This is a genomic window from Psychrobacter sp. 1Y10, assembly GCF_052259005.1.
GTDB lineage: Bacteria > Pseudomonadota > Gammaproteobacteria > Pseudomonadales > Moraxellaceae > Psychrobacter > Psychrobacter saeujeotis.
Window position 1 is genome coordinate 55851 of the sequence record NZ_JBQQES010000009.1, and the last position, 24972, is coordinate 80822.

The window sequence follows — 24972 nt, forward strand, 5'->3', positions numbered from 1 at the left end:
TTACGCTGTATCCATTACAAGACAAGCGATTGCCGTGATTCCAATATTTTAAAGAATACGTTTTTTGATTCCAAATCTTCTTAATTCCATGGTTTTGATTCCAGTTCTATTGTAGATTGAATCGTCCAGACTTTATCAGAGATAGATTTACTTGAGTCGGTTATTTTATTAGTGTACAGAATAGATAAACATCAGAACCTTCTATAACTATGATGGATCATATCTTATGGTCATACATTTCTCAGAATGTTAAGTCTTCGGCAATCCTAGGGTAGCTCCCATTGTAAGTAATATATATTTAGGTAATTAAATCCTTTTTTCCTGCTTCCTCTTGCTTCCATTTTTCTTCTTTGATTCCGCTGTATCTACTGCATACTAAGCGATTGCCGTGAACCCAATATTTCAAAAAATTCACTTCTTGCTTCCACGGTCTTGCTTCCTGATTTATAGGGTCGAAGATAGTAAGTAAAGGCTGTTAAGAGGGGTAATCCAAGTTTGGATTAGGGTCTGCTTCTCAATAAATTTATCTCTTAATACAATATTGCATGTTCACAAGTACATTCTCATTAAGATAAAAGGCAGACGATAAACGCCTACCTTTAATTATTTTTGCTGTACTTGAGTTTTTTGCATGGGACAAGCGGGACAGACGGGACATCCCCCGTACTTATTAGTTTTCAGCCGTCCCGTTATCGTTTTTCACAAAGGGACAAGTGGGACAGAAAAGCTAAAATGTAAAACCCTGTCCCGTTCGTCCCGTTACGTTTTTTAGCAATGGGACGGCGTAATTCCTTGCTGCATATAGTCTGTCCCGTTCGTCCCGTCTGTCCCGCTCTTTTCCATAGGGTCATAAGAAAGTATGTTAGCAGTAACCGCATAAACAGATGGACGTTGCTTGCCACTAAATAAAGTATCAGGCGCTTTGTAGGTTTTACGGTCACTTTGATTGAGTAGCAACAAGTTCGCTTCCTTTAACACTTCTAAGACTTTCTTTTTGCTAAAAGGCGCACATACGCTGTTAAAAGTTTCTTTGGAAAAGTAATAGTCCCCTGTGTCCATATTGCGATAGCCTACGCGGTTGGGGGTTTTCTCCTCAAAGTCTAAGCGAGTATTTCTATAGCAAGGCTGAAAGCGACTTGATCCATGCTGTTCAATAAATGACTTAATATGCTCTATGATTTGGCGTTGCTCATGCTCACCATCACGCCCGTAGTTATCAAGCCAATTACCTAAGCATGTCATTACGGCTGTGGTTGCTTGTTCTGCTTGCCAACCTGTTATACCTGCACGGGTTGCCATTTCACCAGCTGTTGCCACGATAGCGAACCGTTTAGCCACTCTATGCGCTTGCGGTGCAAGGTCGCTATACTTACTCATAAAGTCATCTACAAGCTGTTTAGCGGTGGCTGTGGTCGCTGCCTTGTCAGTGGTGATATGTTCTAGCCACGCTATGCCAGCTGATCCATAGTAAGTTTGTGATAGCTCATTGATTTTATCCGCTTGCGCTGCGCCCGTGTCTGCCAGTACCAAACTATCAAACATTCTTAAATCATTGCCAGCACCAGCATCAGCGTCTATATGCGCGACTCGAACTTCCACCCCTGCATTAGTCTTTTTCCCTACTTGCGCCATTTCTTGCTGTATCGTCTTTTCACCAGTTGATAAAAAGATAATGCGCCATGTTTTGGCTATGCGGTTATGTCCAGTGGTGGTACTTCTGCCTTTACCTGTACCATTACCCAACATATAAATAATATTGCCTAATATTGTTGGGTTGCCCTCACTGACTTCATCGAGTGGTAAAAAGCTGTCGTTGTACTCGCTTGCTGTGCCCTCTAGTGCGTTATCAGTGCTGCGCCATGTCTTAGTATAGCTTTCAGGCTTGCCCCATACACTAGACGCTACTTTAAGCGATAACGACTTACCCATAGTGCTTGAGCCTATAATATGAAAACCGCCCCCATCACTGCCTAATAGCTCTAGTAATTGACCTGCAAACGCGCAAGCAATAGAGAACACAAAACGGCTTTGTTCTGCCAGTGGTTTGCATAACTCATCACGCCACTGTGCTAGCTCTCCTTGCTGATCTAATGTGCTGTTAATGCTGTTTGCAGACTGATAGACGATAAGCTGCTTACCATCGCTGCCTATGGTTCTGTCATGTAATATATATTGCTCACCATGCCAGCCTAGTTTATCCACGCATAACGCCCGTTTGTGAATAGGGTAGTCTTGAATGTAAGTGTCTAAGTAGCTGCGCTGTTTGGGGTTGGTGGTAATGTTCAAGCCTTGACTAGCCAGCTCACGGCGGTATTCCCTTGCATCGCCTTGCAGTAGTGATAACGGCATGGACCATGTATGCAATACGCTGTCATCATCGCGCCACTGTAATAACCGCCCCCATGTGGTGCTGCCTGTGTCCCGTGTCTTGGCGATAATCTCAATCGGTGAACAAACAAATGCCTTAGACTTGAAAGTAATGTTTGCTGGATCATCATCGTTATACTTCACGAAAAACAGTCCATCGTGATAAAGCTCAAAACGTCCATCTCTATAGATCATCGGTTCATTCAGCTGGGGATCATCTCGCCATTCAGGATAGTAGGCAGTATCTTGTAAATTGATTAGCTGGGTGTCACTGTCTGCCAATATCACCTCATAGCTGTCATCTTGTAGCATGGTGACGATATGAGCCACCGTAACCAATGCTTGCGCCTTTACACCTGCCAATAGGTTTATTAATCCCTTGTCATCAAGTGTCATCGGTACAGTTATTTGTGATCCGCTACTCCAGTGCTGCACCATCTGCTTAAAACACTGCCTAGTTTTTTGAGGGCTAACAATGATTGTTTTATCACTGCCCATCAGGTAGCTGTAAACCTCGATACCATCATCTAGATCATTAAAAGCTATCATCTCATTGGCTTTGTTTGGCTCACCAATGACGATAGCGCCATAACCTGTAGGATCAATGACAATGGGCTTTGCTTTGCTGTTTGGTGTGTAGAACACTGCGCCTACTATAACGCCTTGTTTGTCGGTCAATGCTAAGCCTATGGTATTGGCTGTCGGTTCGGTTTTGCCAATTTGCTCACCATAATATATAGTAGTGTCACCTGTAACGAATAACAGCCGTTCAGGTTCTAGCATGTCATTGAGTTTGATTAACAAAGGATCGCCTGCCAGCTGCTCCCTTGTGCTTGGTTTATAGCCTTGCAAGATAGTATCAACGCCCGTGTTTACAGCACGGGCTTTTTCTTGGCCATTATTTTGTTTTGAAGTAGTCATAATTTATACCTCACTATTTTTAGTAGTAATATGACTTTCTAACCACTGATTGATATCAGACAAGCGCCATAAACTAGCCCGTCCGATTTTTACGGGTGCTGGGAATTTGCCTTCATTAATTAGATGGTAGATGTGCTTAGCGCTAAAACCAGTAATACCGCGTTTAGCGGATTTGGCTGTGACAGTGCGCTGTTGTCCTGAACGGGTAGTATAAGTCTTGGCTTTACGCTCAGGTTGATTGGCAAGGTCTGTCATTCTTAAATATTGATCGACTAAGGTCATAATAATTCACTCCATAGCGGTTAAAGGAATGGGCGGTAATGCCCTGCTATGAAGTGAATGTTAAGGGGTGGGGGTTTATAAGAAAATTCCCGCAACCTAGGCTTATATAGATTAACCTAAGTTAGTATATATTTATGATGACGGTCTACCTGATTCGCTAGCGTGTTTAGGTATAAAGCTCAACCAGCTTTTTAAAGACTCTTTCTTGTCAGGAAGCATGTCTCGATAATCTGTATCGACTAAATAATTCCATATTAATTCACACATTTCACCAATTCGAATTTTTTTATCATGGTCTTTTGACCATAAATATTGCGCATGGGCATCAGCAACTAGTTTTGCTTTTAATAGTTTTGGGCTAACGCCTCTCCTTTTAAATTCCGATTCAGATTTTTCTATAGGCTTTTGGTGTTTAATAATATAGTTTTCTAGTTTTTCTAAATCTCTGTGTAAGATTAGAATTTCATCACGTTTCACTTCTAGGTTTAATACAATCGTATCTTTGTTATTATAAAAATGATTAGAACCTTCATAACCTTCAATTTGGTAATCGTCGAAATGATAATGTTCTAATACGTTCAAGTTTATTCTTTTTAATGCTTTTTCAATTCCGAATTCATCAATATGTTCTTTCGGTAGAATTGGTGAGTAACAGCTTCGAATTACTTTAATTTGACTAAAGTCATAGTCTTCATCATTATAATTTCTAGGTATATTCCGAGGTCTGAGAAATTTTTCTACATTACTAGGGTCAGCGTTAAGTTTATCGTGTGATAACAATCCTTCGATATCTTCCCATTTATCATTAATTTCAGCCCGGTTTAAAAATAGAAGTTGACCTTTTACTCTCTTACTTATCCTAATAAATAAACCAAGTGTTTCACAATGAACTGAAGGCAAGAAGTCACAGTAAATTAGATAAGAGTCTATATGATTAGCATAAACCTCAAAGTCTTCATTTCCTTCATTTAAACTATCGAGTATATCTGAGCCGTCTAAATAATGAGTTCCTAATAAAAAGAAACCTTTCCCATATATATAGGCATCTAAATCAAACTCGTAAATTCTTTTGAGTAACTTTTTGGGTGTAACGCTATCAGTTTTATACTTTCTATTTAAGTATTCACTAGCCTCTTGCAAGCTATAATATTCTGCTGTGTCAAAACTTAAAGCTATATCATCGTTACTCATATTCGCACCCTTACACCCCTAAAACAAAATAGGAGCAAGGCGCTGACAGCTAAGGGTGCGGTTGCTATCGTTCGGGTAATTAGTCCTAGCCTTGCAATTGGTTATGACAACGATTGACGCTATCATGTTCGGTTTTGTCAGTTCTGGCAGTGCCGTTTTGACATATATTTATATTTTTACAGCTAGAAGCTGGCGCCTCATGTTGTTAAAAGGTGTTGTTAAAGCTGCTCGGCAAGTTTGGCTAGTACCTCTTTTGATGCGCTTTGTGCCTGTAAGCTCTTTATCAATATGTCTTTGTCATGCAGCGCTATATCGGTGGCTTGCTCGTTGCGACTATTCATTTCTTTAGCGACTTGTTCAGGGGTCAGTAAGTCGAAGCTCACTGCCTTGCCAGCGCGTAGATCATCTAAATGGTTTGCCCAGCGGTTCATCATCATTTGGCGCTCAGCTAAATGCTCTGATAAGTCGTAGCGTCTTCTCACGCTCGATTGTTCTAAGTGGGCGAGTTGTATCTCAATCAAACTTTCAGAAAATTGCAGCTCATACAGACCCGTGCTAGCAAGCTGCCTAAAGCCGTGACCTGTCATTTTAGGGTAGGGATCGCCTGTATAGCCCATGCGCTGTAATGCTTGATTGAACCACGCTTCACTATAGGTCTTGTTCGACTCAAAGTTATAGAACACATAGCCTGTCTGCTCTGTTAAGGGGCGCATACGTTCGATGATTGCCATAGCTTGCGGGGATAGCGGGATAATATGGTCTTGGCGCATTTTCATCTTAGCGGCTGGTATGCGCCATACGCTTTTATGATAATCAATCTCTGACCACTCAAAGTATCTAAGCTCTTTAGTACGTACAAAACACAGCGTCATCAGCTGTAACCCTGCTACGGTCTGTACGTGGGCGTTTGGGTGGTTGTTAATGTACTGATCAATATTGCGGAGTAGGTCGGGGAATTGGTGCTGCTCTACCGCCCTCATGCGTTCGGCTTTGTGCGGTCTGAGTGCCTTATTGCGTCCAGTGGCGATATTAGTTATATCATAGCCTAGCGTATTGATAGCATACTCAAAGATGGAGCTAATCAGTCCCATACACTTATGCGCGGTTTCTGAGGTATGTTTGCCTTGCTGCTCAAAGCTGGCTTGAATGGCAAGTCCTGTCTTAATGATATCTTGCGCGGTGATAGCCCCAATAGGGTACGTGCCTAAGTGCTTTAAGATATGGTTATTTAAAAATCCTTGCAGCTTTTGCACATTCTTGGCTGTGGTCTTAGATTTTTCATCAAGATAGCTTTTAGCAATGACTTTAAATAAGTCCTTTTGTTCAAAGTTGTTCTTCTCAATGCTTTTGTGTTCGGTGGGGTCGATACCGTCAGCCAATAATACTTTTGCTTTATTACGTTCGATACGCGCTTGCTTTAGCGATACTTGCGGCTTGAATGATGAATCGATCACTTGCTTTGATGATTTATAGATACCAATTTGGTAGGTTTTTTGTTTAGGCTTAATATCTTTATCCGATTGATAGCGGTACGACATTTGCCAAAATAGTGAGCCGTTGGGGTGTTGTATCAGATATAAGCTATTACCATCACTGTGACGGGTGACTTTGTCAGGTGCTGACTGGTTAGCTATGGACTTCACGCGATTGTCAGTTAATAGATGATCTTTTCTCATATTCATAGCAGCCGTAAAAGACGTTAAATGTTTTAACAACAAATTTAACAACATTTTATAGGTGCTACTAGGTAATGACAAGTAATATTAAAAGACTTAATATATTGCTATTAAAGGGTTGTAGAGGTTTTAGGTAATGCTAGGGAAGGCTATAATACGATGATTGGTGCGCTCGGCGGGAATCGAACCCACGACCCTCGGCTTCGGAAACCGATACTCTATCCAACTGAGCTACGAGCGCATATGATGAATTGACTGCTATGTAAAACGAGTCAAGTCACTGCATGTATAAAACTGCATGCATGAAGTAAACTTGCAGTATAAGTCGTCGAAAAATAAAGACCGCTTAGTCTAACAAATAAAAGTAGTAAAGCCAATAAATGAAACGAGCTCTGAAGATTATTTAATAAATAGTAAGATAGTCAGCAAACAGGCATGGCAATTGGTATACCTTTTCCCTTATAATGTTAGGGAAAATTTATATTCATAATCACCGATTACAAGTACGCTTGCCTTTGGAATGGTTGTTTGCCATTGATAACTAGATACTGTCAAAGGAAGATAGACAGAATGTCCAAGTCGTGCCAGCACTTGTATACGTAAATAAGAGAACGTGACGAATGAGAAAAGTAGTTATGTTATCGGCAGCTGCCATTCTAGGAATCGCTAGTATCGCAGTGAGCCAAGCTGAAGACGTTGCAGATACATCTGTAACGGTATCTGACGTAGCAGAAGCGCAAGAAGTGGTTGAAGATGCGCCTCAACAGCTAGGTGACGAGCCACAAGCTGCCGCTAATACTACAAGCGATACTGCTCCTGTTGATGGTGCTCTACCTGCAGATGCTACGACTGAAGAGGGCGCAGCAACAGAAGAAACAGCGCAAGCAGCTCCTGCGGCTAATGAAGAGCCGATTCCTGAGGATACACCGCAAGTGCAAAAGCTCATTGCTTTATATCCCAATCTGATAGCCCGTATTCAACCAGTTGCTAAAGTCTGTTTTGAAGACGATGAGGTTTGTGATGTGACAGCCCGTTCTTCTGGTCCAGCAGCTGGCGATGGCCCTCGTGATGGTAAAGCGGTATATAACGCAGTATGTCAGACTTGCCATGCATCAGGACTGCTTGGTTCACCTATACTAGGTGATGCAGGTGCTTGGGGGCCACGTATAGCAAAAGGTACAGATACTTTATATACACATGCTATTAATGGCTTTAATGCTATGCCTGCTAAAGGTGGGGCCGATATTCCTGATGAAGAAGTCCAAAATGCTGTGGATTATATGGTAGGGGAAGCCAGCTAGTCTGCGTAGGTATACGCGACAAAGAGTGGTTTTGTAATTACCGCCTTGATATGTCTTATATAAGATTGTAAAACGTCTATTTCGCTGATTGAGATAGACGTTTTTTTATGATTGACGAAAGATGAGATCAATAATGTCGTTATATATTGCTATAGTTGAAATCTACTTATAGCAACCTCACATTAAGGCATTACAACGTTTATTTTATAAATTTATAAAGAGGTATTCATGTCTGAGGTACCAGCGCTTTCTATCCAAAATCTATCCAAAACCTATGATAATGGGTTTTCGGCCCTAAAAGATGTCAGCCTAACGGTGCCACAAGGTGGGTTTTTTGCTTTGCTTGGACCAAACGGTGCGGGCAAGTCAACGATGATTGGCATTATTAGCTCCTTATTTAAACCAACAACTGGTAGCGTCAATATCTTTGGTACTGACCTTTTAACCGACCCCTCCGTTGCAAAGCAATATCTTGGTGTGGTACCGCAAGAATTCAATTTTAACCAGTTTGAAAAAGTACAAGATATTTTAATTACTCAGGCCGGTTACTTTGGTATCCCAGCTAAGGAAGCACGACCACGGGCGAAACGACTGTTGACGGCGCTTGGCTTATGGGACAAGCGTGACAATAAGTCGCGCGAGCTATCAGGCGGTATGAAACGCCGTTTGATGATCGCACGAGCACTCATTCATAAACCAAAACTGTTGATTCTTGATGAGCCGACTGCTGGGGTAGATATTGAGCTGCGCCGCTCTATGTGGGAATTTATGCAGCAGATTAATATTGAAGAAAATACGACCATCATTTTGACTACGCATTATCTTGAAGAAGCTGAGCAGTTGTGTAAGCGCATTGCAATTTTAGATCATGGTGAAATCCGCATTAACACAGAAATGAAAAACCTATTGGCGCAGTTGTCAGTTGAAACCTTTGTACTCGATTTGGATACGCCGCTTACTCGTGAATTAAAATTAATAGATGTAACGGGTATAACACAACCAGATGATCAGACAATTGAAGTTACGCTCACTGAAGGTGAGTCATTAAACAATGTCTTTAGTCAATTGTCCGATCAAGGCATCACTGTCGCTAGTATGCGTACTAAAGCCAACCGCTTAGAAGAGTTGTTTATGCGCTTAGTTGACAAAAATATTCAAAGTGCAGACAGCATGAAGGAGGCAGGGTTATGAGTCAAGAAGCCTTAGATCATAATAAAGCAATGTCATGGAGCAAAAAGTGGATTTCTTTTCGTACCATATGGTTAAAAGAGGTACGCCGAATTTTACGCATTTGGCCTCAGACATTGTTGCCGCCAGTTATCACAATGAGCCTGTATTTTGTCATTTTTGGTAAGATGATTGGCTCGCGCGTGGGGGAGATGGGCGGTGTGCCGTATATGCAGTTTATCGTTCCCGGTCTGATTATGATGTCGATTATTACCAATAGCTACTCTAACGTCGTCTCAAGCTTTTTTAGTGCCAAATTTACGGCTAGTATTGAGGAGCTACTCGTTTCACCCGTCTCTAAGCACTCTATTTTGATGGGTTATATTAGCGGTGGTATCTTTCGCGGACTGGCAATCGGTATTATTGTCTCGATAGTGGCGTTGTTTTTTACAGACCTTGGTATTGAGCATTTATTCGTGACGATATTTACGGTATTGGGTACATCCATTTTGTTTTCGCTTGGTGGTTTTATCAACGCCGTATTCGCGCGCTCGTTTGATGATATCTCTATCATTCCAAGCTTTGTATTGACTCCGCTTACTTATCTTGGCGGTGTGTTTTATTCGATGGAGAATTTGTCTCCATTTTGGCAAAACGTTTCGTTATTAAATCCCATCGTTTATATGGTGAACTCGTTCCGCTACGGTATTTTGGGATATTCAGATGTCAATGTTTGGTATTCGATGGTCGCGATTTTTGTATTCTGCGCGATATTTTATACCATTGCCTATCGCTTACTCAGTAATGGATCGCGCGTGCGCTTGTAAACCTTATTATCTAAAAAGTGGCACTTTAAAAGATAGCGTGATTGTTATTTTGGTACATTGTCATCTTGGACATAAATTATTAACGGTTTAATATCAGGAAGTTAAATGAGTATTCACGGTATTTTAGGTGAACAAACCACCGACTACCCAACTGAGTATAGTCCAGAGACACTATATCCCATTGCTCGTCGTATGGGACGTGATGCAATTGGCTGGCATGATGATAAGTTGGCAGTTGGTGTAGATTGGTGGCATGCTTTTGAGATGTCTTGGTTAAACCTGCAAGGTATCTCTCAAGTTGCCATCGCCCGCTTTGGTATTCCTGCCAGCTCACCATTCATTGTCGAATCAAAATCACTTAAATTGTACCTAAACAGCATTAACTTTACCGAATTTGCCAGCTGGAACGACGTACAAGCGTTGATTGCTAAAGATTTATCAGCATGCGTGCAAGCTGAAGTACAGGTTGAGTTGTTTGGCTTAGAGGGTGGTTTGGATGATAAAACGACAGGTTTGTTGATTTCTCGGCCTGATGGTGTTTGCATTGATGAAGCACTAGCAGGCAACATGGACAAAGTTGCATTAACTGAACATCCTGATGCGTCATTGCTGAGTGAAAACGAAGTAGAAGCGAGCAGTGAAAGCGTGGCAAGTGATGGTACTCAGCCGTATACCTTTTATTCTAATCTACTGCGTAGTAATTGTCCGGTGACCAATCAACCAGATTGGGGAACTCTGTCTGTATCGATTACTACTGACAAATTTTTTAATAATGCGAATATGCTGCGTTATATATTGAGCTTCCGTCAGCACAATGGCTTCCATGAGCAATGTGTCGAACAGATATTCGCTGATTTGAGTGAATGTTATAAACCAAGAGAGCTGATGGTTCGTGCTTGGTATACGCGCCGCGGTGGTATCGATATCAATCCTTGCCGCGTCAGTGACATAGGTTTATTACCTAAACCAAGTCGTTTGATTCGTCAGTAATTGATAGGGTTGGTTTTGTATAATTTAGATTATATAGCCGACCTACTATAAAATAAAAAAAGCGCCTATTTCATCAAGTGAAATAGGCACTTTTTTTAGTACATTTTTTATCAGAAAAACTACTTGCTACTTACTTTTGCCATAACTTCTTCGCGGCTTAGCATTTGCTTTTCTGTCTCGCGGCGATTGACATATTCGTACTTACCTTCAGCCAAGTTACGGTCCGAGACCACGATACGATGCGGGATACCAATTAGCTCAAGATCGGCAAATTTGACCCCAGGGCGCTCGTTGCGGTCATCAAGTAACACATTAATGCCTTGAGCCTTTAATTCGTCATACAGAGCTGTTGCCGTTTGCATGACGGTTTCTTCTTTCGACTTCATCGGAATGATGGCCACTTCAAAAGGTGCAATTGAGTCATCAACTGATGGCGTTTTTGGCCACATGATACCGTTCTCATCGTTGTTCTGCTCGATGGCAGCAGCGATGATACGACTAACGCCAATACCATAGCAACCCATCATAAGGGTAACTGGCTTACCATCTTCACCAGATACGGTAGCATTCATCGCTTGGGAGTACTTGTCACCCAATTGAAAAATATGACCAACTTCGATACCGCGTTTGATTTTTAGTGTGCCTTTGCCATCAGGAGAGGGGTCTCCTTCTTGCACATTACGCACATCTACAATGCGTGTGATACGTGCATCACGTGCCCAGTTCATGCCGACGGTATGTTTATCTACTTTATTAGCACCTGTCACAAAGTCTGACAAGGTCGCCGCCGAGCGATCGACAAAGACTGGCATATCCAAATCAACACCGATAAAGCCTTTGTGTAGACCCGCTGCTTTGAGCTCTTCATCAGAGGCCAAAGTTAGTGGCACGTTGGCTTCTTCGATTTTCTCAGCTTTGATAGTGTTCAACTGATGATCACCACGTAGTACGACAGCGATGAGCTGCGGTGTATCATCTTCTTTATGACCATGAACGATTAAGGTTTTAACCGTATCGGCAAGCGGGATATCCAAGTGTTCAGCGACCATCTTACAAGTGGTCATGCCTTCGGTGAGCACGTCTTCGCGCTCTTGCTTTGGCGGTTGGCGTTCAGCCATATTGAATGATATAGATTCGGCAAGCTCAACGTTGGCAGCATAGTCTGAGGAATCAGAAAAAGCGATATCATCTTCGCCACTATCGGCTAGCACATGGAACTCATGCGAGGCAAAGCCACCGATAGAGCCTGTATCTGCCTGTACCGCACGGAAGTCTAAGCCTAAGCGGGTAAAGATACGCGTATAAGCCTCATACATATCATGATAAGTCTTAGCGAGCGAAACTTGATCGACATGGAACGAGTAAGCATCTTTCATAGTAAATTCGCGCGCACGCATCACGCCAAAGCGGGGACGAATCTCATCACGGAACTTGCCTTGAATCTGAAAAAAGGTGATTGGCAGCTGTTTGTAACTACGCAGTTCACCTTGTGCAAGGTTAGTGATGACCTCTTCGTGCGTTGGGCCAAGCACGAAATCACGATCGTGACGATCTTTGAAGCGCAATAGCTCTGGTCCATAGTCGTCGAAGCGACCAGTAGTTTCCCATAACTCAGCTGGCTGGGTCATGGGCATAAGAACCTCTTGAGCCCCAATATTTTGCATCTCTTCACGGACGATACGCTCAACTTTTTGTAAAATGCGTAGCCCCATAGGCAGCCAGATATATAATCCAGAAGCAATTTTACGAATAAGGCCGGCACGCACCATCAATTGGCTTGAAGCGATATCGGCGTCACTTGGGGTCTCTTTTAGAGTGGCGAACAAGAATTGACTGGCTTTCATAAATAAAGCGGAACCTTATCAACGATAAAATAAATAATAAATAAGGCGCTGAGCGTTAGATAGCTGCTACAAGCTTGCCTTTAATATATAACCTGATATAACTAATGATTTGATCGACGTGACAGTGTATAAATTAGCAATTTATAGTCAAGCTTTTTGTTCAAAACCTATCTAAAAACAGGCTAATGTCAGGTAGTCTATATACGTTGACATTTCATCGATGCAATCAGACTATGTTAGGTAAAGTTTGCCTCATACGCAATGACTTTTTGTCTTTTACAATAGAACGCTATACAAACTTCAATATAGGACAAAAAATGAAGCAAATATCTGATAGTTTTAGTATTCGTCGTCGGTGAGAATTGTAGTAAGTCTAAAAGCGGTTGAGTTTGTAAAATTGTGGACTAAGCAATTGTGTAGAAGATTAGTAGCTAATACTTGAAGTCATTTTGAAAAGCGTCATTTATGCTATAGAGCCGTGCTTAATTTAGCATTTGTAAATAACGTCTTTTGAGTGCCGTTAACAATATAAAAGGTAGCGCATATGACAACTTCTGATAATCGTACACCTAGTAATGCTCGCGACAATATTAGTAAGCGCCCTAAACCAAAACAGCCTACTGGAATAGCGACATGGATATTGTTAATTATTAGTTTTACGGCCTTAGCTTTTGCTGTTTATACTATTAATGAGCGGACGGTAGAAGAACCGATTGAAACCGTCACTCGTGAAGGTGTGGTGACGCAGATTCAACAGTTAAATCGGTTGCAGACCGTAGCTTTTAGCGTGGATACAGTGATTACCAGTGAGCGACAGGGCAGCTGGATGAAACTTTGGCAAGATGAGCAAAAAGGCTTGTTTATTGCTCGTGGTCGGGTAGATGCGGGTATAGATTTGAGCGCGTTGACGCCTGAGATGGTACAAGTCGTACAGCTTGAAGAGTCTAACGTAGGTGAAGATGAAGCACAGACGGCGAGCGACAATAATACCGCGATGATGCCGCAAATCAACATTACCTTACCGCCATCAGAGATATTTTCAGTGTATCTAGACGACTTGGAAATCTATGACTGGCAAACAGGTGCTTTTGGTTTGATGCAGGTTGATCCTAAGATACTCGCGCAAGCACAGACAATGGCAAAAAAAGAAGTGCTGGAGCGTGCGTGCCGAGGTGATGTGATGAATATGGCGCTAAAAAATGCCCAAATGCAGCTGCAACAATTGTTTGCGATGACTGGCGCAGTGGTGACTGTGACCACACAAGGAGCAGGGGCTTGCCGACTGCCAGTCACTACCAATAGCTAAGCTAATATTTATTCTTTTTTGAATTCGGCAATAGCCAGCTTGCGTGCCGATTTATGCTCGACCATCGGCGCAGGGTAGTCAATATCGGCAAACTTGCCACCTTTTGCCAATTCTTTGCGCATCTTGTCTTCGCTATGCAAGATGCTAGTAGGAATATCTTCTAACTCTGGTAGCCAAGTTTTAATAAACAATGCTTTAGAGTCATGCGTATTGGCTTGGCTAAAGGGATTCATAATACGAAAGTAGGGCGCTGAGTCGGTGCCTGTTGACGCGCTCCACTGCCAACCGCCGTTATTGGACGCAAAATCCCCGTCAATGAGCTGCTGCATAAAGTAGCGCTCTCCTAAGCGCCAATCAATCAGCAAGTCTTTGGTCAAAAACATGGCGGTGACCATGCGCAGTCGATTGTGCATAAACCCCGTCGCATTTAAGCAGCGCATCGCTGCATCGACTAATGGTACGCCTGTTTTACCAGTGCACCATGTCTCAAAATCATCGCTATCGTATGACCAATTGATCTTGTTATCTGTTTCTTCTTTATAAGCCTTGTGACAGACAAGTGCTGGTTTGTCCACTAGTACATGACGATAAAAATCTCGCCATGCAAGCTCGCTTATCCAGCGATTGATGTCTTCATTATCGCCATCATTACCGTGTAGCTTTTCTTGTGCTTTACTTGCTTGTAGATAGCAAAATCTAGGACTGATAGACCCTATAGTAAGATAAGCCGATAGCTGACTGGTTGCATGTAAATGGGGGACATCACGGCTGACATCATAGTTATTTATATCATTAGCGACAAATTCTTTTAAACGCTGACAAGCAGCATCTTCACCAGCAGGATAAGCGTCTCTTGCCTGGTCAATCTGGGCTGTCATATTGATATGTTGTAATGACTTGTTCTTTTCTAGTGTTTGCTTGTAGTCACTGAGCATTTTTTTACTTAGTGCTTCGATATCATCGACTGTATTGGCAAACGTTTGCGATGATTTTAGTTTGATTTTATAGTCGCTATCCACTGCGGGTGCTTCATGCATTTGAATGGTACTAACGTCTAACGTATGTCGCCATTTCTTATAAAATGGCGTAAAGACTTTATACATGCTGTCGCCATCATTGGTCGTAATGCTTTGCGGTGGCAAAATGCATTGGTCATGCCAGCGGACGAACTCGATATTATCTTTTGCAAGTTGCTTACTCAATTGCTCATCACGATCAATCTCATTGCCTTCGTACTCATGATTGGCCATGATGCAACTGATTTCATTATCTTTGCATAAGGTTGTGAGCGTTTCTATACAGTCAGTAAAGCTTGGACAGATTTGCACGGTTAAAGTGATGTTCAGTTGCGACTGCAGGTCCTTTGCTAGGATAGGTAGCGTGCGGGCAATATGGTCGACTTGCACAAGGGACGTATCATGTTCTTGCCACTGCTCAGGCGTCAAAAAGAATACGGCAGACACCGAGGCGTTTTCTTCCTTTGCACGTTCGCACAGCGCTGCTAGAGCGGTATTGTCATGGATACGAAGGTCACGACGAAACCACATCAAGTAATGCGGTGGATTTTTGCTAGTAGCATTGTCGTCAGTATTAGTATTATTCGCCGCTGTCTGTGCAGTCTTAGACATCAAGGTATCCCTATATCAATCAATCGCAATCGTAAACGAAACTAAGGATAAAAGTATGCTAGGATAAGTTTTTGGATGCAATGGCTTTGCCGTTTGGTTAACAAAACCTCATCACATCTAACGATTTAACTTTAGCCTGAACCTGTCTGATACCGCTATAATCGGTGTCATATTCAGCACCATGAAACGCAAGGTCACAAAATGCACGTTAAGTTTTGCGGGTTTACTCAGCTTAATGATATACAGACTGCGGCACAATTAGGTGCAGACGCAGTGGGTTTGGTGTTTTATCCACCAAGCCCCCGCGCGGTCACAATAGAGCAAGCGCAAATTCTGAGCGCTGCTGTACCTGCTTTTGTCAGCGTGGTGGCATTGGTAGTCAATATGTCCAAAGATGAGCTGATCAATTTAGCAAATGACGTCTCTTTTGATATTATCCAGTTCCATGGCGATGAAACGCCTGAGCAGTGTGAGCAGCTGGCAAGTACGGTCAATAAGCGCTGGATCAGAGCATTGCGCGTTAATGCTGATACGGATAGTGCTGCTAGTGTCAGTGCTCAGATTGACGAATTTGCAGCAGCAGGGGCGAGTAGCATCTTATTAGATGCCTACCATCAGCATAAGTATGGCGGTACAGGCGCACGTTTTGACTGGAACCTCATTCCACATGACAGCGCACTGCCGATTGTGTTGGCTGGTGGACTTGATGCCGATAATGTGGCCGCTACATTAGATTTGCCTATTTATGGTGTCGATGTGAGTGGTGGTATCGAGATCGATAAAGGTAAAAAAGATGCTGCCAAAATGCGTGCCTTTATGAAAGCGGTCAAGCGCGATCGATGGCAAAACGCTACGGTCACTGGCGCCATTTAAGTGGGTTTGTATCAAGTTGTTTGCTATACATACTCTGCTTAGTTAATCGTTATTCCGATTTTTCTGCTTAAATCTTATTAGATTGTTATCCCTTTTATTATCTTCTTTATAGTTATCTAAAAAATACCACTTATTACAGTAGGAATTATCATGAGTCATGTCGCGAACAAAGATTTATCTGCTACCGCACAATCTGTAAATACTTTTACCAATCCTGAAAATGTACAGGATTTTAACCAGTATCCTGATGCACGCGGACATTTCGGTGTACATGGGGGGCGTTTTGTCTCTGAGACGCTAATGGCTGCCCTAGAAGAGCTAGAAACGCTTTATACCAAAGTCAAAGCAGATCCAGCGTTCTGGGAGGAGTATCACAACGATTTGGTGAATTATGTCGGTCGCCCAACGCCGCTGTATCATGCTAAGCGTTTGAGTGACGAGATTGGCGGTGCGCAAATTTACTTCAAACGTGAAGACCTAAACCATACAGGCGCGCATAAAGTCAATAACACCATTGGTCAGGCGCTGCTTGCCAAAATGTGTGGCAAAAAACGTATTATCGCTGAGACTGGTGCAGGACAGCACGGCGTGGCAACGGCGACGATTGCCGCACGCTTGGGGCTAGAGTGTATCGTCTATATGGGGGCTGACGATGTCGAGCGTCAAAAGATGAATGTCTATCGTATGCGCTTGCTTGGTGCAACGGTTGTGCCAGTCACTTCTGGCTCACGCACGCTCAAAGACGCGATGAATGAAGCCATGCGCGACTGGGTGACCAATGTCGATAGCACTTATTATATTATCGGTACGGTTGCAGGCCCACATCCATATCCGTTACTGGTACGTGATTTTCAAGCGATTATTGGTAAAGAAGCGCGTATTCAGCATTTAGAAAAAACAGGCAAATTACCGGATGCGTTGGTTGCATGTGTCGGTGGTGGCTCGAACGCTATTGGTTTATTCTTTGATTTCCTAAACGATACTGAAGTCAAAATGTATGGCGTGGAAGCGACAGGTGATGGTATCGAATCAGGTCGTCATTCAGCACCATTAGCTGCTGGTCGTATCGGTGTACTACATGGCAACCGTACCTACCTGATGGCAGATGATGAAGGTCAAATTCAAGAGACGCATTCTATTTCAGCTGGACTTGATTATCCTGGTGTCGGTCCTGAGCACAGCTTCTTAAAAGATATGAAACGTGTTGAGTATGTTGGTTGTACTGATAAAGAGTCGTTAGAAGGCTTTCATGAAACCACGCGTAAAGAAGGTATTATCCCTGCGCTCGAATCTGCCCATGCTGTTGCCTATGCGCTTAAGCTGGCTAAAACCATGACCCCTGATCAAACGATTATTGTCAATATGTCAGGTCGCGGTGATAAAGATTTGCATTCGGTAATGAAGGCGGAAGGAATTGAGTTGTAGTACATCCTACAGTTTAATATATAGAACAAATCTAATTCTACAGATTAAACCTCTTGTATAAGTAGTGGCTAAGCATTGAAGCTTCGTTCATGAAGCTCAATCAGTTAGCAATTTTACAAGAGGTCTATTATATTTACTTCAATGACCTGTATACACTGCAATAATATGAGAGTTGCTAAGTTTTTTGAATGTTAATGTTGTTTACTTTAGGAAATAACAATGCAGGACTTTTTGTATTTTATAAGTTCGAATATATCTGATATTCCTTTATTTGCGTTAATAGGAGTAATAATTACTCTTGTTGTTTTTGTTCTTTCTATTCGTAGTAGAAGTAATGAATTTATTGATTTGTTTTTTCTAAAAGATAGTTCGTTGAAGGACAAAAAAATGACTCTGTAAATATTGAGTTGAATAAAAAATATAAGGAGTTAGTAGACGAGTACAAAGGTATAAATCTAAAGATTAACAAACTTGAAAATACATCTAGTAGTGCTGAATTAGATAAAAATTTAGAGGGTTTAATAAATAGTTATTATGATTCACCAGAAAAAGTTAATACAATACTTTCTAAAACTATAAATGATAATATAAGTGATAATTTTAAAAAGTATTATAAAGATTTTGACAGTAAGGGTTTTATAAATTCTGAGTTTATAAAATATGAGAATTATATTGCAGAAAATGATAATGAAAATCTACTGGAAATACAGAAACAAGAGTATAAATCCGCATTTAGCCTAAGAAATAAAATGATTAATCTTTTTTCGTTTTCTGTCTTTGCTATGATACTATCTTTTTTCCTGCTAATCTTTCTAAAAAGTGATGTGTTTTCAATACAAAAATATATAGTAGTTATAAGTCTATTTTTAAGCTTAGGTTTTTTTGTCATATACATTATTAAATCTTCAAACAGTAGGACTTCTACACTTATGTCTATTTATGAAAATCAAAGAAATTATCAGAATATAATTAACTTGATTTCTAAGTTGGATATTGAAAATGGAATAACTGATAATGATCTAGAGATCATAAAAATGATGTCAATAAATTACAGTGGAAGAGAGAAAAGAGTATCACACCCTTATGAAATTATACTTAAAGGTCTCAGTAATTCAAACATTCAATTTAACGGTGGCAAGATGTCACTTGATAAAAATTCAGAGACCAAAGAAAATTAATAGTTATAGGAAATAATATGACCCGAATTGAAAGCACATTTAAAACCTTAAAATCACAGAATAAAAAAGCTCTGATTCCTTATGTAATGGCAGGCGATCCAACACCTGATAGCTTTGTTGGCTTACTACATGACTTAGTCAAGCATGGTGCCGATATGATTGAAGTTGGATTACCATTTTCTGACCCAATGGCTGATGGTCCAACTGTTGCATTGGCTGGCGAGCGCGCATTGGCAGCTGGTACCAGTACTCGTGACGCATTAAAAATGGTTGCAGAGTTCCGTCAAACAGATACGCAGACACCAATCATTCTAATGGGTTATCTCAATCCTGTTGAAATCATCGGCTATGACAATTTTGTCGCATTGTGTGAGCAATCAGGCGTTGATGGCTTATTGATGGTAGATTTGCCACCAGCAGAGGCGGGCAGCTTCACTCAGCATTTGACTGAGCATGCGATGAATGAGATTTTCTTGCTATCGCCAACCACTTTGCCTGAGCGCCGTGAGCAAGTCTTGACTCATTGTGGCGGCTATATTTATTATGTATCACTAAAAGGCGTGACGGGCTCAGCCACACTAGATACTGACGATGTAGCGACTCAAGTTCAAGCGATTAAAGCAGAGACCGATTTGCCAGTATGCGTCGGTTTTGGTATCCGTGATGGTGCGTCTGCCAAAGCGATCGGTACTCATGCAGATGGCGTCATCGTCGGTAGTGCATTGGTACAGAACTTTGCCGATATCGATGCCAATGATGCCACCGCTGTGGCGACAGCTCAGCAAAAAATCATGGCAAAAATGGATGAGCTACGCGGTGCATTAGACAGTTTGAGTGCCTAAGTAATGATGACAATAACAGTAAATCACTTTGCTATATTTAGTTTACGTGTGTAAACTAACATGATGTATAATTTGTTACAATTACTCGATTTATTCAGCTTATTGTTTATCATGACATAGATAATAGTAATGCGAATAAGCTACCGTGTTAGTCATAACGGCTCATGTTATGGCTGTATTTGCTTCCTAGACTAGACAACAATTAAACTCTTAAGGACAAGTAGATGAGCAAGCTTGCCGATAAGCCTTCAACAATGGCGAATAATATGACTGATACTATAAAAAAACCTAAAACTCAAAGTGATGATGCTAGCCCTCCTACAGATAACTCTCAAGCTGGTCAATCATGGTTTGATCGCCCAGTACCGGGTATCAAGCAGCAATTAACCGCTACGCTGACTGCAGTGGAAACCGAGCCGTCTACAGAATGTACCAATTGTCATTCAATGATTACCAATACAGCACTGATTTTTAACTGTTATGTCTGCCCGCACTGTGATCATCATCTACCAATGACTGCGCGTGAACGTCTACAGTGGTTTTTGGATCAAGTAGATGGAGAGCTTGGACAAGAATTTAGCGCCAAAGACCCTCTTGGGTTTGTAGATAGCAAACCATACCCCCAGCGCATGACTGAGGCTAAGACTAAGACTGGCGAGACAGAAGCTCTAATTGTTTTGCATGGTAAGTTACGCAACCTTGATGTGGTTGCTTGCGCCTTTGATTTTCGCTTTATGGGTGGTTCTATGGGATCGGTCGTTGGCGATCGGTTTGTACAAGCTGCTGAAAAAGCACTCAAAGACAAAAAACCTTTAGTATGTTTTGCAGCCTCAGGTGGCGCGCGTATGCAAGAGGGTTTACTGTCCTTAATGCAGATGGCACGTACTGCCGCTGCTGTTGAACGCCTAAGAATTGCTGGCGTTCCTTATATTGTGGTACTGACCAATCCAGTTTATGGCGGGGTGACCGCTTCTCTTGCCATGCTTGGTGATGTTCATCTGGCGGAGCCAAAAGCGATGATTGGTTTTGCAGGTAAGCGCGTGATCGAGCAAACGGTGCGCGAGACGTTAGAAGAGCCGTTTCAGCGTGCTGAGTTTTTGTTAGAGCATGGCGTGGTTGATGAAGTGGTACATCGTCATCAGATGATTGATACCATTTATCGTCTGCTAGCTAAGCTTACGCATACGGATAATGTAGACGCCTAAATTGTGTGAGTACTTAAGTTTTTGTATGTCGCATGTTTGGCTTACCCTTTAAATAGCATTTATCGTCATTGATGATAAATGCTATTTTTAATTTTTGGGGTTTGAATATGGTCGATTTCAAATAAGGCGCATACATTAGATATCAGTCCTGCCGTATCATTTTTATACTGAACTCATTATATGGTTATAAGCATTGTATAATGACGCTTTTGGCAGCTGTATATCTTGGCTGCTTTTTACTTTAAGGTGTTTTTATGTCCTCATCGAATCACGCTACTACCGTGACCAGTCCAACGGCACAATCAAGCTTGACTGCATGGCTAGATTATATGCAGCAGATTCATGTTTCTGCTATTGATATGGGATTATCACGTGTATTGCCAGTGGCTAATTATTTGGGCGTGGTGCAATCAGCAAAAGACGATGCCTTTGTCTTCACTGTCGCAGGCACCAATGGTAAAGGCTCAACGACTGCCGTTATCAGCGATGTGTGCCGCGCAGCTGGTTACAAAACCGCGTTATATCAATCGCCGCATCTGGTTGATTTTAATGAGCGCGTGCGTATCGATGGTCAGATGGCAAGCGATCAGACCTTGATTGCTGCTTTCGAGAAGGTTGAGCAGGCACGGCTTGCTTGTGATTTAACGTTATCGTTTTTTGAGATAACGACTTTGGCAGCGCTTTTGATTTTTGCTGAAGCTGATTGTGATGTGTGGGTGCTAGAAGTGGGATTGGGCGGCCGCTTGGATGTGACCAACATCATTGATGCAGATTTAGCCGTGATTACCAATATTGGCATCGATCATGTAGATTGGCTTGGCGATAATGTTGATGCTATAGGCTTTGAAAAGGCGGGCATTTTACGTGATGGTATTCCATTAATTTTTGGTGCAACTGACATGCCCGCCAGCGTGCAACAAAAAATCGATGATCATAATGTTGTCTGTTACCAAGCGGGACGCGATTTTAGCTATCGCGTGCCAGATATAGAAACGGATATAGTCACTAGCGCTGCCACGTGGCAATATAGCAATGCTGCTATAACTTTGCAGCTGCCACAACCCAAGCTATCATTGGTAAATACTGCCAATGCGCTATCCGCGGTGCTGGCAAGTCCACTTGATATCGGTATTGACGCTATCAAAACCGCACTACAGACAGTCAAGCTTGCCGGACGCTTTGATTATCGTCAAATGGTTGATCGCCAGTGGCTGTTTGATGTGGCACACAATGAGCAGGGCGTGACGTTTTTATTAAATCAGCTCAAGCCATTATGGCAACAGCATCTAGCGGTCTTAAATGATGGACAAATGGCTTCTATTAAGCTGCTGTTTTCTATGCTTGCAGATAAAGATATTGAGATGGTGGTCGAGCATTTAACGCAAGCCAAATTACCCATTACGGATTGGTATATTGCAGAGATTGATCATCCTCGTGCAGCGAGTATGGAGGAGTTGCAAGCGGCATTGGCTGCATACGTAGAAGATACTGCTATACATGTTTATACTGATTTACAACAGGCCACGCAAGCGGTAATCGAAGACAGTGGAGCGCAAGAATTAATTGTAGTATGTGGCTCCTTTCATACCATCGGTGAAGCGCTTACTACCCTCGATGTAAACGAATAATTATAATCTCCTAAAGCTGATTGACGTCCAAAAATTGCATTAACAGATGCCTGATAGCAGACAGCGTGAAAAATATGTTTTATAATCAAAGCGTTTTATAAACATGACACAATTTTTGCAGTAATTTTTGCAGTAAAGTAAGATGACGATATAGACTGGTCATGCCTAGCCATCAACCTTATTAACCAACTAAGAGACGTAAACGGATGAATTTTTCGAGACAAGCCTTATTGGGCATCGGGATGATTATAGGCGGTAGCGTCATGCTATACGCCATGGTGCAACAAATCGGTACTAATGATAAGCCAGCAACGCCCGCTGCTATCGTCGAAAAATCATCAACTGAACAAACAACTGTAGAACCATTAACCACAGATATCGAAACTGAAAAACGTATCTTGGCACAAAAGCAAAAAGAACGTGCGGCTCGTGTTGCAGAACAAGAGAAGCGCGCTCAGCAGTTTTTGGCAGAGCAGGAGAGTGCAGAAGCAAAGGCACTGGCGAAATCTCGCGCAGAAAACCAGCAGTATGTTGCCAACGCTATGCCAGCAGAGGATGAGGATACGAAAGTAGAAAATAGCTCAACAGTTACAACACCAACTGTGCAAGCGCGTACTGATGCCACAACAAACACAACCAATGAAGAAAAACAAAAAGCTCAAGCGGCTGAGAAAGAAGAAGCCAAAAAAGCTGCTCAACAGGCCGAAGCAAAAAAATTAGCAGATAACGAAAAGCGAGCTGAAGCAAAAGAGCAAGCTGAAGCTCAGGCTAAAAAAGAAGCAGAAGCAGAAGCTAAGAAAAAAGCTGATGCTAAGAAAAAGGCAGAAGCACAAGCAGCAGCCAAACAGCAGAAGCAGGCTGAAGAGCAAGCCACCAAAACAGCTGCACCGACAGCCTCTACAGATTATACTGTCAAAAGAGGTGATGGTTTAATCAAACTAGCACGCCAGTATAATGTGCCAGTTGAAGCTCTGGCTCAAGCCAACGATATATCCTCATCTACTTCATTACAAGTCGGACAAGAGCTAACTATTCCATCACGTAAGCAGGTTGAGCGCCTAGAGCGTGAAGCAGCTGCCGCTAAAAAGTCCGCTGATGCCAAACGAGAAGCTCAACAAAAGCTACGCGAAGCGCGTAAAGAAGTTCGAGAAACTGATGCAAAAGGCAGCTTCGGGGTACAAGTCGCTTTGGCAAGCAATCAGTCTTCAGCTGATGAAGTAGCCAAAAAGTTTAAAGCTGCCGGCTATCAAGTCAAAACCAGTGTTACTAGTCGCGGTGTACGCGTCATCGTCGGCCCTGAGCGCGGAAAAGTAGCTGCATTGGCACTAAAGGATAAGATTAATACAGATTCTCAAGTTGACACCTCAGGAGCGTGGGTACTGTATTGGCGTTAAATTTTCGATAGATTTTATTGAATATAAAAGCTGGTTAATATACTAGATTTTGATAATACCTTTACTCACATAACATTCAAAACACGACACCTGCTGTCGTGTTTTTTTAATTTATAAATTGTAACTAATTATTAGCTCAGATAGTATTGCTTAGATAATATAAGCCCTATTTATGGCTCATTTACTTTTCTCTGTAGAACGTGTTAGCCAATAGTGGTTGCTACGTTACGATTGACTATTTAGAAACCTCTAAAGTTAATCGTTTTAAAACTTTATAAGGTGTGATTATGTCGTTTGGCATTGTGTTCTTGGTATTAGCCGTAGGTTTTTTGGGGTTCATTGTCTTACCAAAGCTATTATCAAGACATCAAGCTCATAAAAATACCGAACCTAATCCAGCTCCTGTACGCGGTGACGACCTGGCTATTTGGCCGTTTGCACCGATGCCTATCATGACAGATACTGAGGTCATATTTTTTCAAAAGCTCAAAAACGCACTGCCTGAATATCATATATTTGTACAAGTTCAACTTTCTCGTATCATCAATGCTGATAGTGAAGAAGCCTCTGAGCGTAGCTTTTGGTTCAACCGTATCTGCCGTCAAAGTGTCGATTATGTTATTACTGATATCGATGCGCAGACGACATTGGTTGCCATCGAGCTTGACGACTGGACGCATACTAGTAAATCAAGACAAAAGGCTGATGACAAAAAGGACAAAGCGCTAGCAAGCGCAGGGATCCCGATTGTCAGGTTTCATGCTGAGCGCATACCAAGTGTCGATATACTGAGATACGAGCTGATGCAGGTTATTGAAACTTATGAAGCGTAATACTATTGCTAATTCATTGACTGTCAGTTCATCAGAGTCAGGTACTGCTTGTATCTGGCTTCTTTTTATTATGAAACCCATAGACTTCTTTGCC

19 protein-coding genes and 1 tRNA gene are annotated in these 24972 nt (G+C 42.0%); 13 read left to right on the forward strand and 7 right to left on the reverse strand.

Annotated features, from left to right (window positions below):
• Positions 1–768: 768 nt before the first annotated feature.
• From ACTXGH_RS11605 to ACTXGH_RS11625, 5 genes are all read right to left on the reverse strand, one after another.
• Positions 769–3288 (reverse strand): DUF927 domain-containing protein, encoded by a 2520-nt coding sequence (locus tag ACTXGH_RS11605; protein ID WP_439296572.1) that lies wholly within the window; start codon positions 3286–3288, stop codon positions 769–771.
• Between the two features lie 3 nt (positions 3289–3291).
• Positions 3292–3570 carry a helix-turn-helix transcriptional regulator gene (locus ACTXGH_RS11610; protein ID WP_439296571.1) on the reverse strand — a complete coding sequence of 93 codons (279 nt, stop codon included), beginning with the start codon at positions 3568–3570 and terminating at the stop codon, positions 3292–3294.
• A 132-nt stretch (positions 3571–3702) separates the two neighbouring features.
• Positions 3703–4761 (reverse strand): hypothetical protein, encoded by a 1059-nt coding sequence (locus ACTXGH_RS11615; RefSeq protein ID WP_439296570.1) that lies wholly within the window; start codon positions 4759–4761, stop codon positions 3703–3705.
• A 218-nt stretch (positions 4762–4979) separates the two neighbouring features.
• On the reverse strand, positions 4980–6437 hold the full coding sequence (locus tag ACTXGH_RS11620) for a tyrosine-type recombinase/integrase (protein WP_439296569.1): 1458 nt from the start codon (positions 6435–6437) through the stop codon (positions 4980–4982).
• 164 nt (positions 6438–6601) lie between these two features.
• Positions 6602–6678, reverse strand: a tRNA-Arg gene (locus ACTXGH_RS11625).
• Between the two features lie 379 nt (positions 6679–7057).
• Between ACTXGH_RS11625 and ACTXGH_RS11630 the strand changes: the two genes are divergently transcribed.
• The 4 genes from ACTXGH_RS11630 (at position 7058) to queF (ending at position 10722) form a co-directional block, all read left to right on the forward strand.
• On the forward strand, positions 7058–7738 hold the full coding sequence (locus tag ACTXGH_RS11630; protein WP_439296568.1) for a c-type cytochrome: 681 nt from the start codon (positions 7058–7060) through the stop codon (positions 7736–7738).
• Positions 7739–7966: 228 nt separating this feature from the next.
• The gene (locus tag ACTXGH_RS11635; RefSeq protein ID WP_299221560.1) at positions 7967–8929 is read left to right on the forward strand and encodes an ABC transporter ATP-binding protein; all 963 of its coding nucleotides are present in this window, start codon (positions 7967–7969) and stop codon (positions 8927–8929) included.
• Positions 8930–8958: 29 nt separating this feature from the next.
• Positions 8959–9732, forward strand: a complete 774-nt coding sequence (locus ACTXGH_RS11640; protein ID WP_439263331.1) for an ABC transporter permease — start codon at positions 8959–8961, stop codon at positions 9730–9732.
• Between the two features lie 105 nt (positions 9733–9837).
• Positions 9838–10722, forward strand: coding sequence for an NADPH-dependent 7-cyano-7-deazaguanine reductase QueF (queF, locus tag ACTXGH_RS11645; RefSeq protein WP_439263235.1), 885 nt, complete (start codon positions 9838–9840; stop codon positions 10720–10722).
• 119 nt (positions 10723–10841) lie between these two features.
• On the opposite strand, the gene ACTXGH_RS11650 is transcribed toward queF, so the two are convergent.
• On the reverse strand, positions 10842–12566 hold the full coding sequence (locus ACTXGH_RS11650) for a proline--tRNA ligase (RefSeq protein ID WP_439296567.1): 1725 nt from the start codon (positions 12564–12566) through the stop codon (positions 10842–10844).
• 544 nt (positions 12567–13110) lie between these two features.
• Here ACTXGH_RS11650 and ACTXGH_RS11655 point away from each other — a divergent pair.
• A complete protein-coding gene (locus ACTXGH_RS11655) occupies positions 13111–13872 on the forward strand; it encodes a DUF4230 domain-containing protein (protein WP_439263237.1) in 762 nt (253 codons plus the stop codon).
• Positions 13873–13880: 8 nt separating this feature from the next.
• Here ACTXGH_RS11655 and ACTXGH_RS11660 read toward each other — a convergent pair whose 3' ends face one another.
• A complete protein-coding gene (locus ACTXGH_RS11660) occupies positions 13881–15500 on the reverse strand; it encodes a cryptochrome/photolyase family protein (RefSeq protein WP_439296566.1) in 1620 nt (539 codons plus the stop codon).
• A 171-nt stretch (positions 15501–15671) separates the two neighbouring features.
• Here ACTXGH_RS11660 and ACTXGH_RS11665 point away from each other — a divergent pair, with 171 nt between their 5' ends.
• From ACTXGH_RS11665 to ACTXGH_RS11700, 8 genes are all read left to right on the forward strand, one after another.
• Positions 15672–16373: a phosphoribosylanthranilate isomerase gene (locus ACTXGH_RS11665; protein WP_439296603.1), complete on the forward strand. Its 702-nt coding sequence runs from the start codon at positions 15672–15674 to the stop codon at positions 16371–16373.
• 150 nt (positions 16374–16523) lie between these two features.
• Positions 16524–17798 carry a tryptophan synthase subunit beta gene (trpB, locus tag ACTXGH_RS11670; protein WP_439296565.1) on the forward strand — a complete coding sequence of 425 codons (1275 nt, stop codon included), beginning with the start codon at positions 16524–16526 and terminating at the stop codon, positions 17796–17798.
• A 407-nt stretch (positions 17799–18205) separates the two neighbouring features.
• A complete protein-coding gene (locus ACTXGH_RS11675) occupies positions 18206–18976 on the forward strand; it encodes a hypothetical protein (protein ID WP_439296564.1) in 771 nt (256 codons plus the stop codon).
• Between the two features lie 17 nt (positions 18977–18993).
• Positions 18994–19818 carry a tryptophan synthase subunit alpha gene (gene trpA, locus ACTXGH_RS11680; RefSeq protein WP_439296563.1) on the forward strand — a complete coding sequence of 275 codons (825 nt, stop codon included), beginning with the start codon at positions 18994–18996 and terminating at the stop codon, positions 19816–19818.
• A gap of 254 nt (positions 19819–20072) precedes the next feature.
• Positions 20073–21023, forward strand: coding sequence for an acetyl-CoA carboxylase, carboxyltransferase subunit beta (gene accD, locus ACTXGH_RS11685; RefSeq protein ID WP_439296602.1), 951 nt, complete (start codon positions 20073–20075; stop codon positions 21021–21023).
• 254 nt (positions 21024–21277) lie between these two features.
• Positions 21278–22651, forward strand: coding sequence for a bifunctional tetrahydrofolate synthase/dihydrofolate synthase (folC, locus tag ACTXGH_RS11690; protein WP_439296562.1), 1374 nt, complete (start codon positions 21278–21280; stop codon positions 22649–22651).
• 206 nt (positions 22652–22857) lie between these two features.
• A complete protein-coding gene (locus ACTXGH_RS11695) occupies positions 22858–24045 on the forward strand; it encodes a LysM peptidoglycan-binding domain-containing protein (RefSeq protein ID WP_439296561.1) in 1188 nt (395 codons plus the stop codon).
• Positions 24046–24332: 287 nt separating this feature from the next.
• Entirely contained in the window at positions 24333–24878 is a 546-nt protein-coding gene (locus ACTXGH_RS11700; protein WP_439263244.1) for a DUF2726 domain-containing protein, read from the forward strand.
• Positions 24879–24972: the final 94 nt, after the last annotated feature.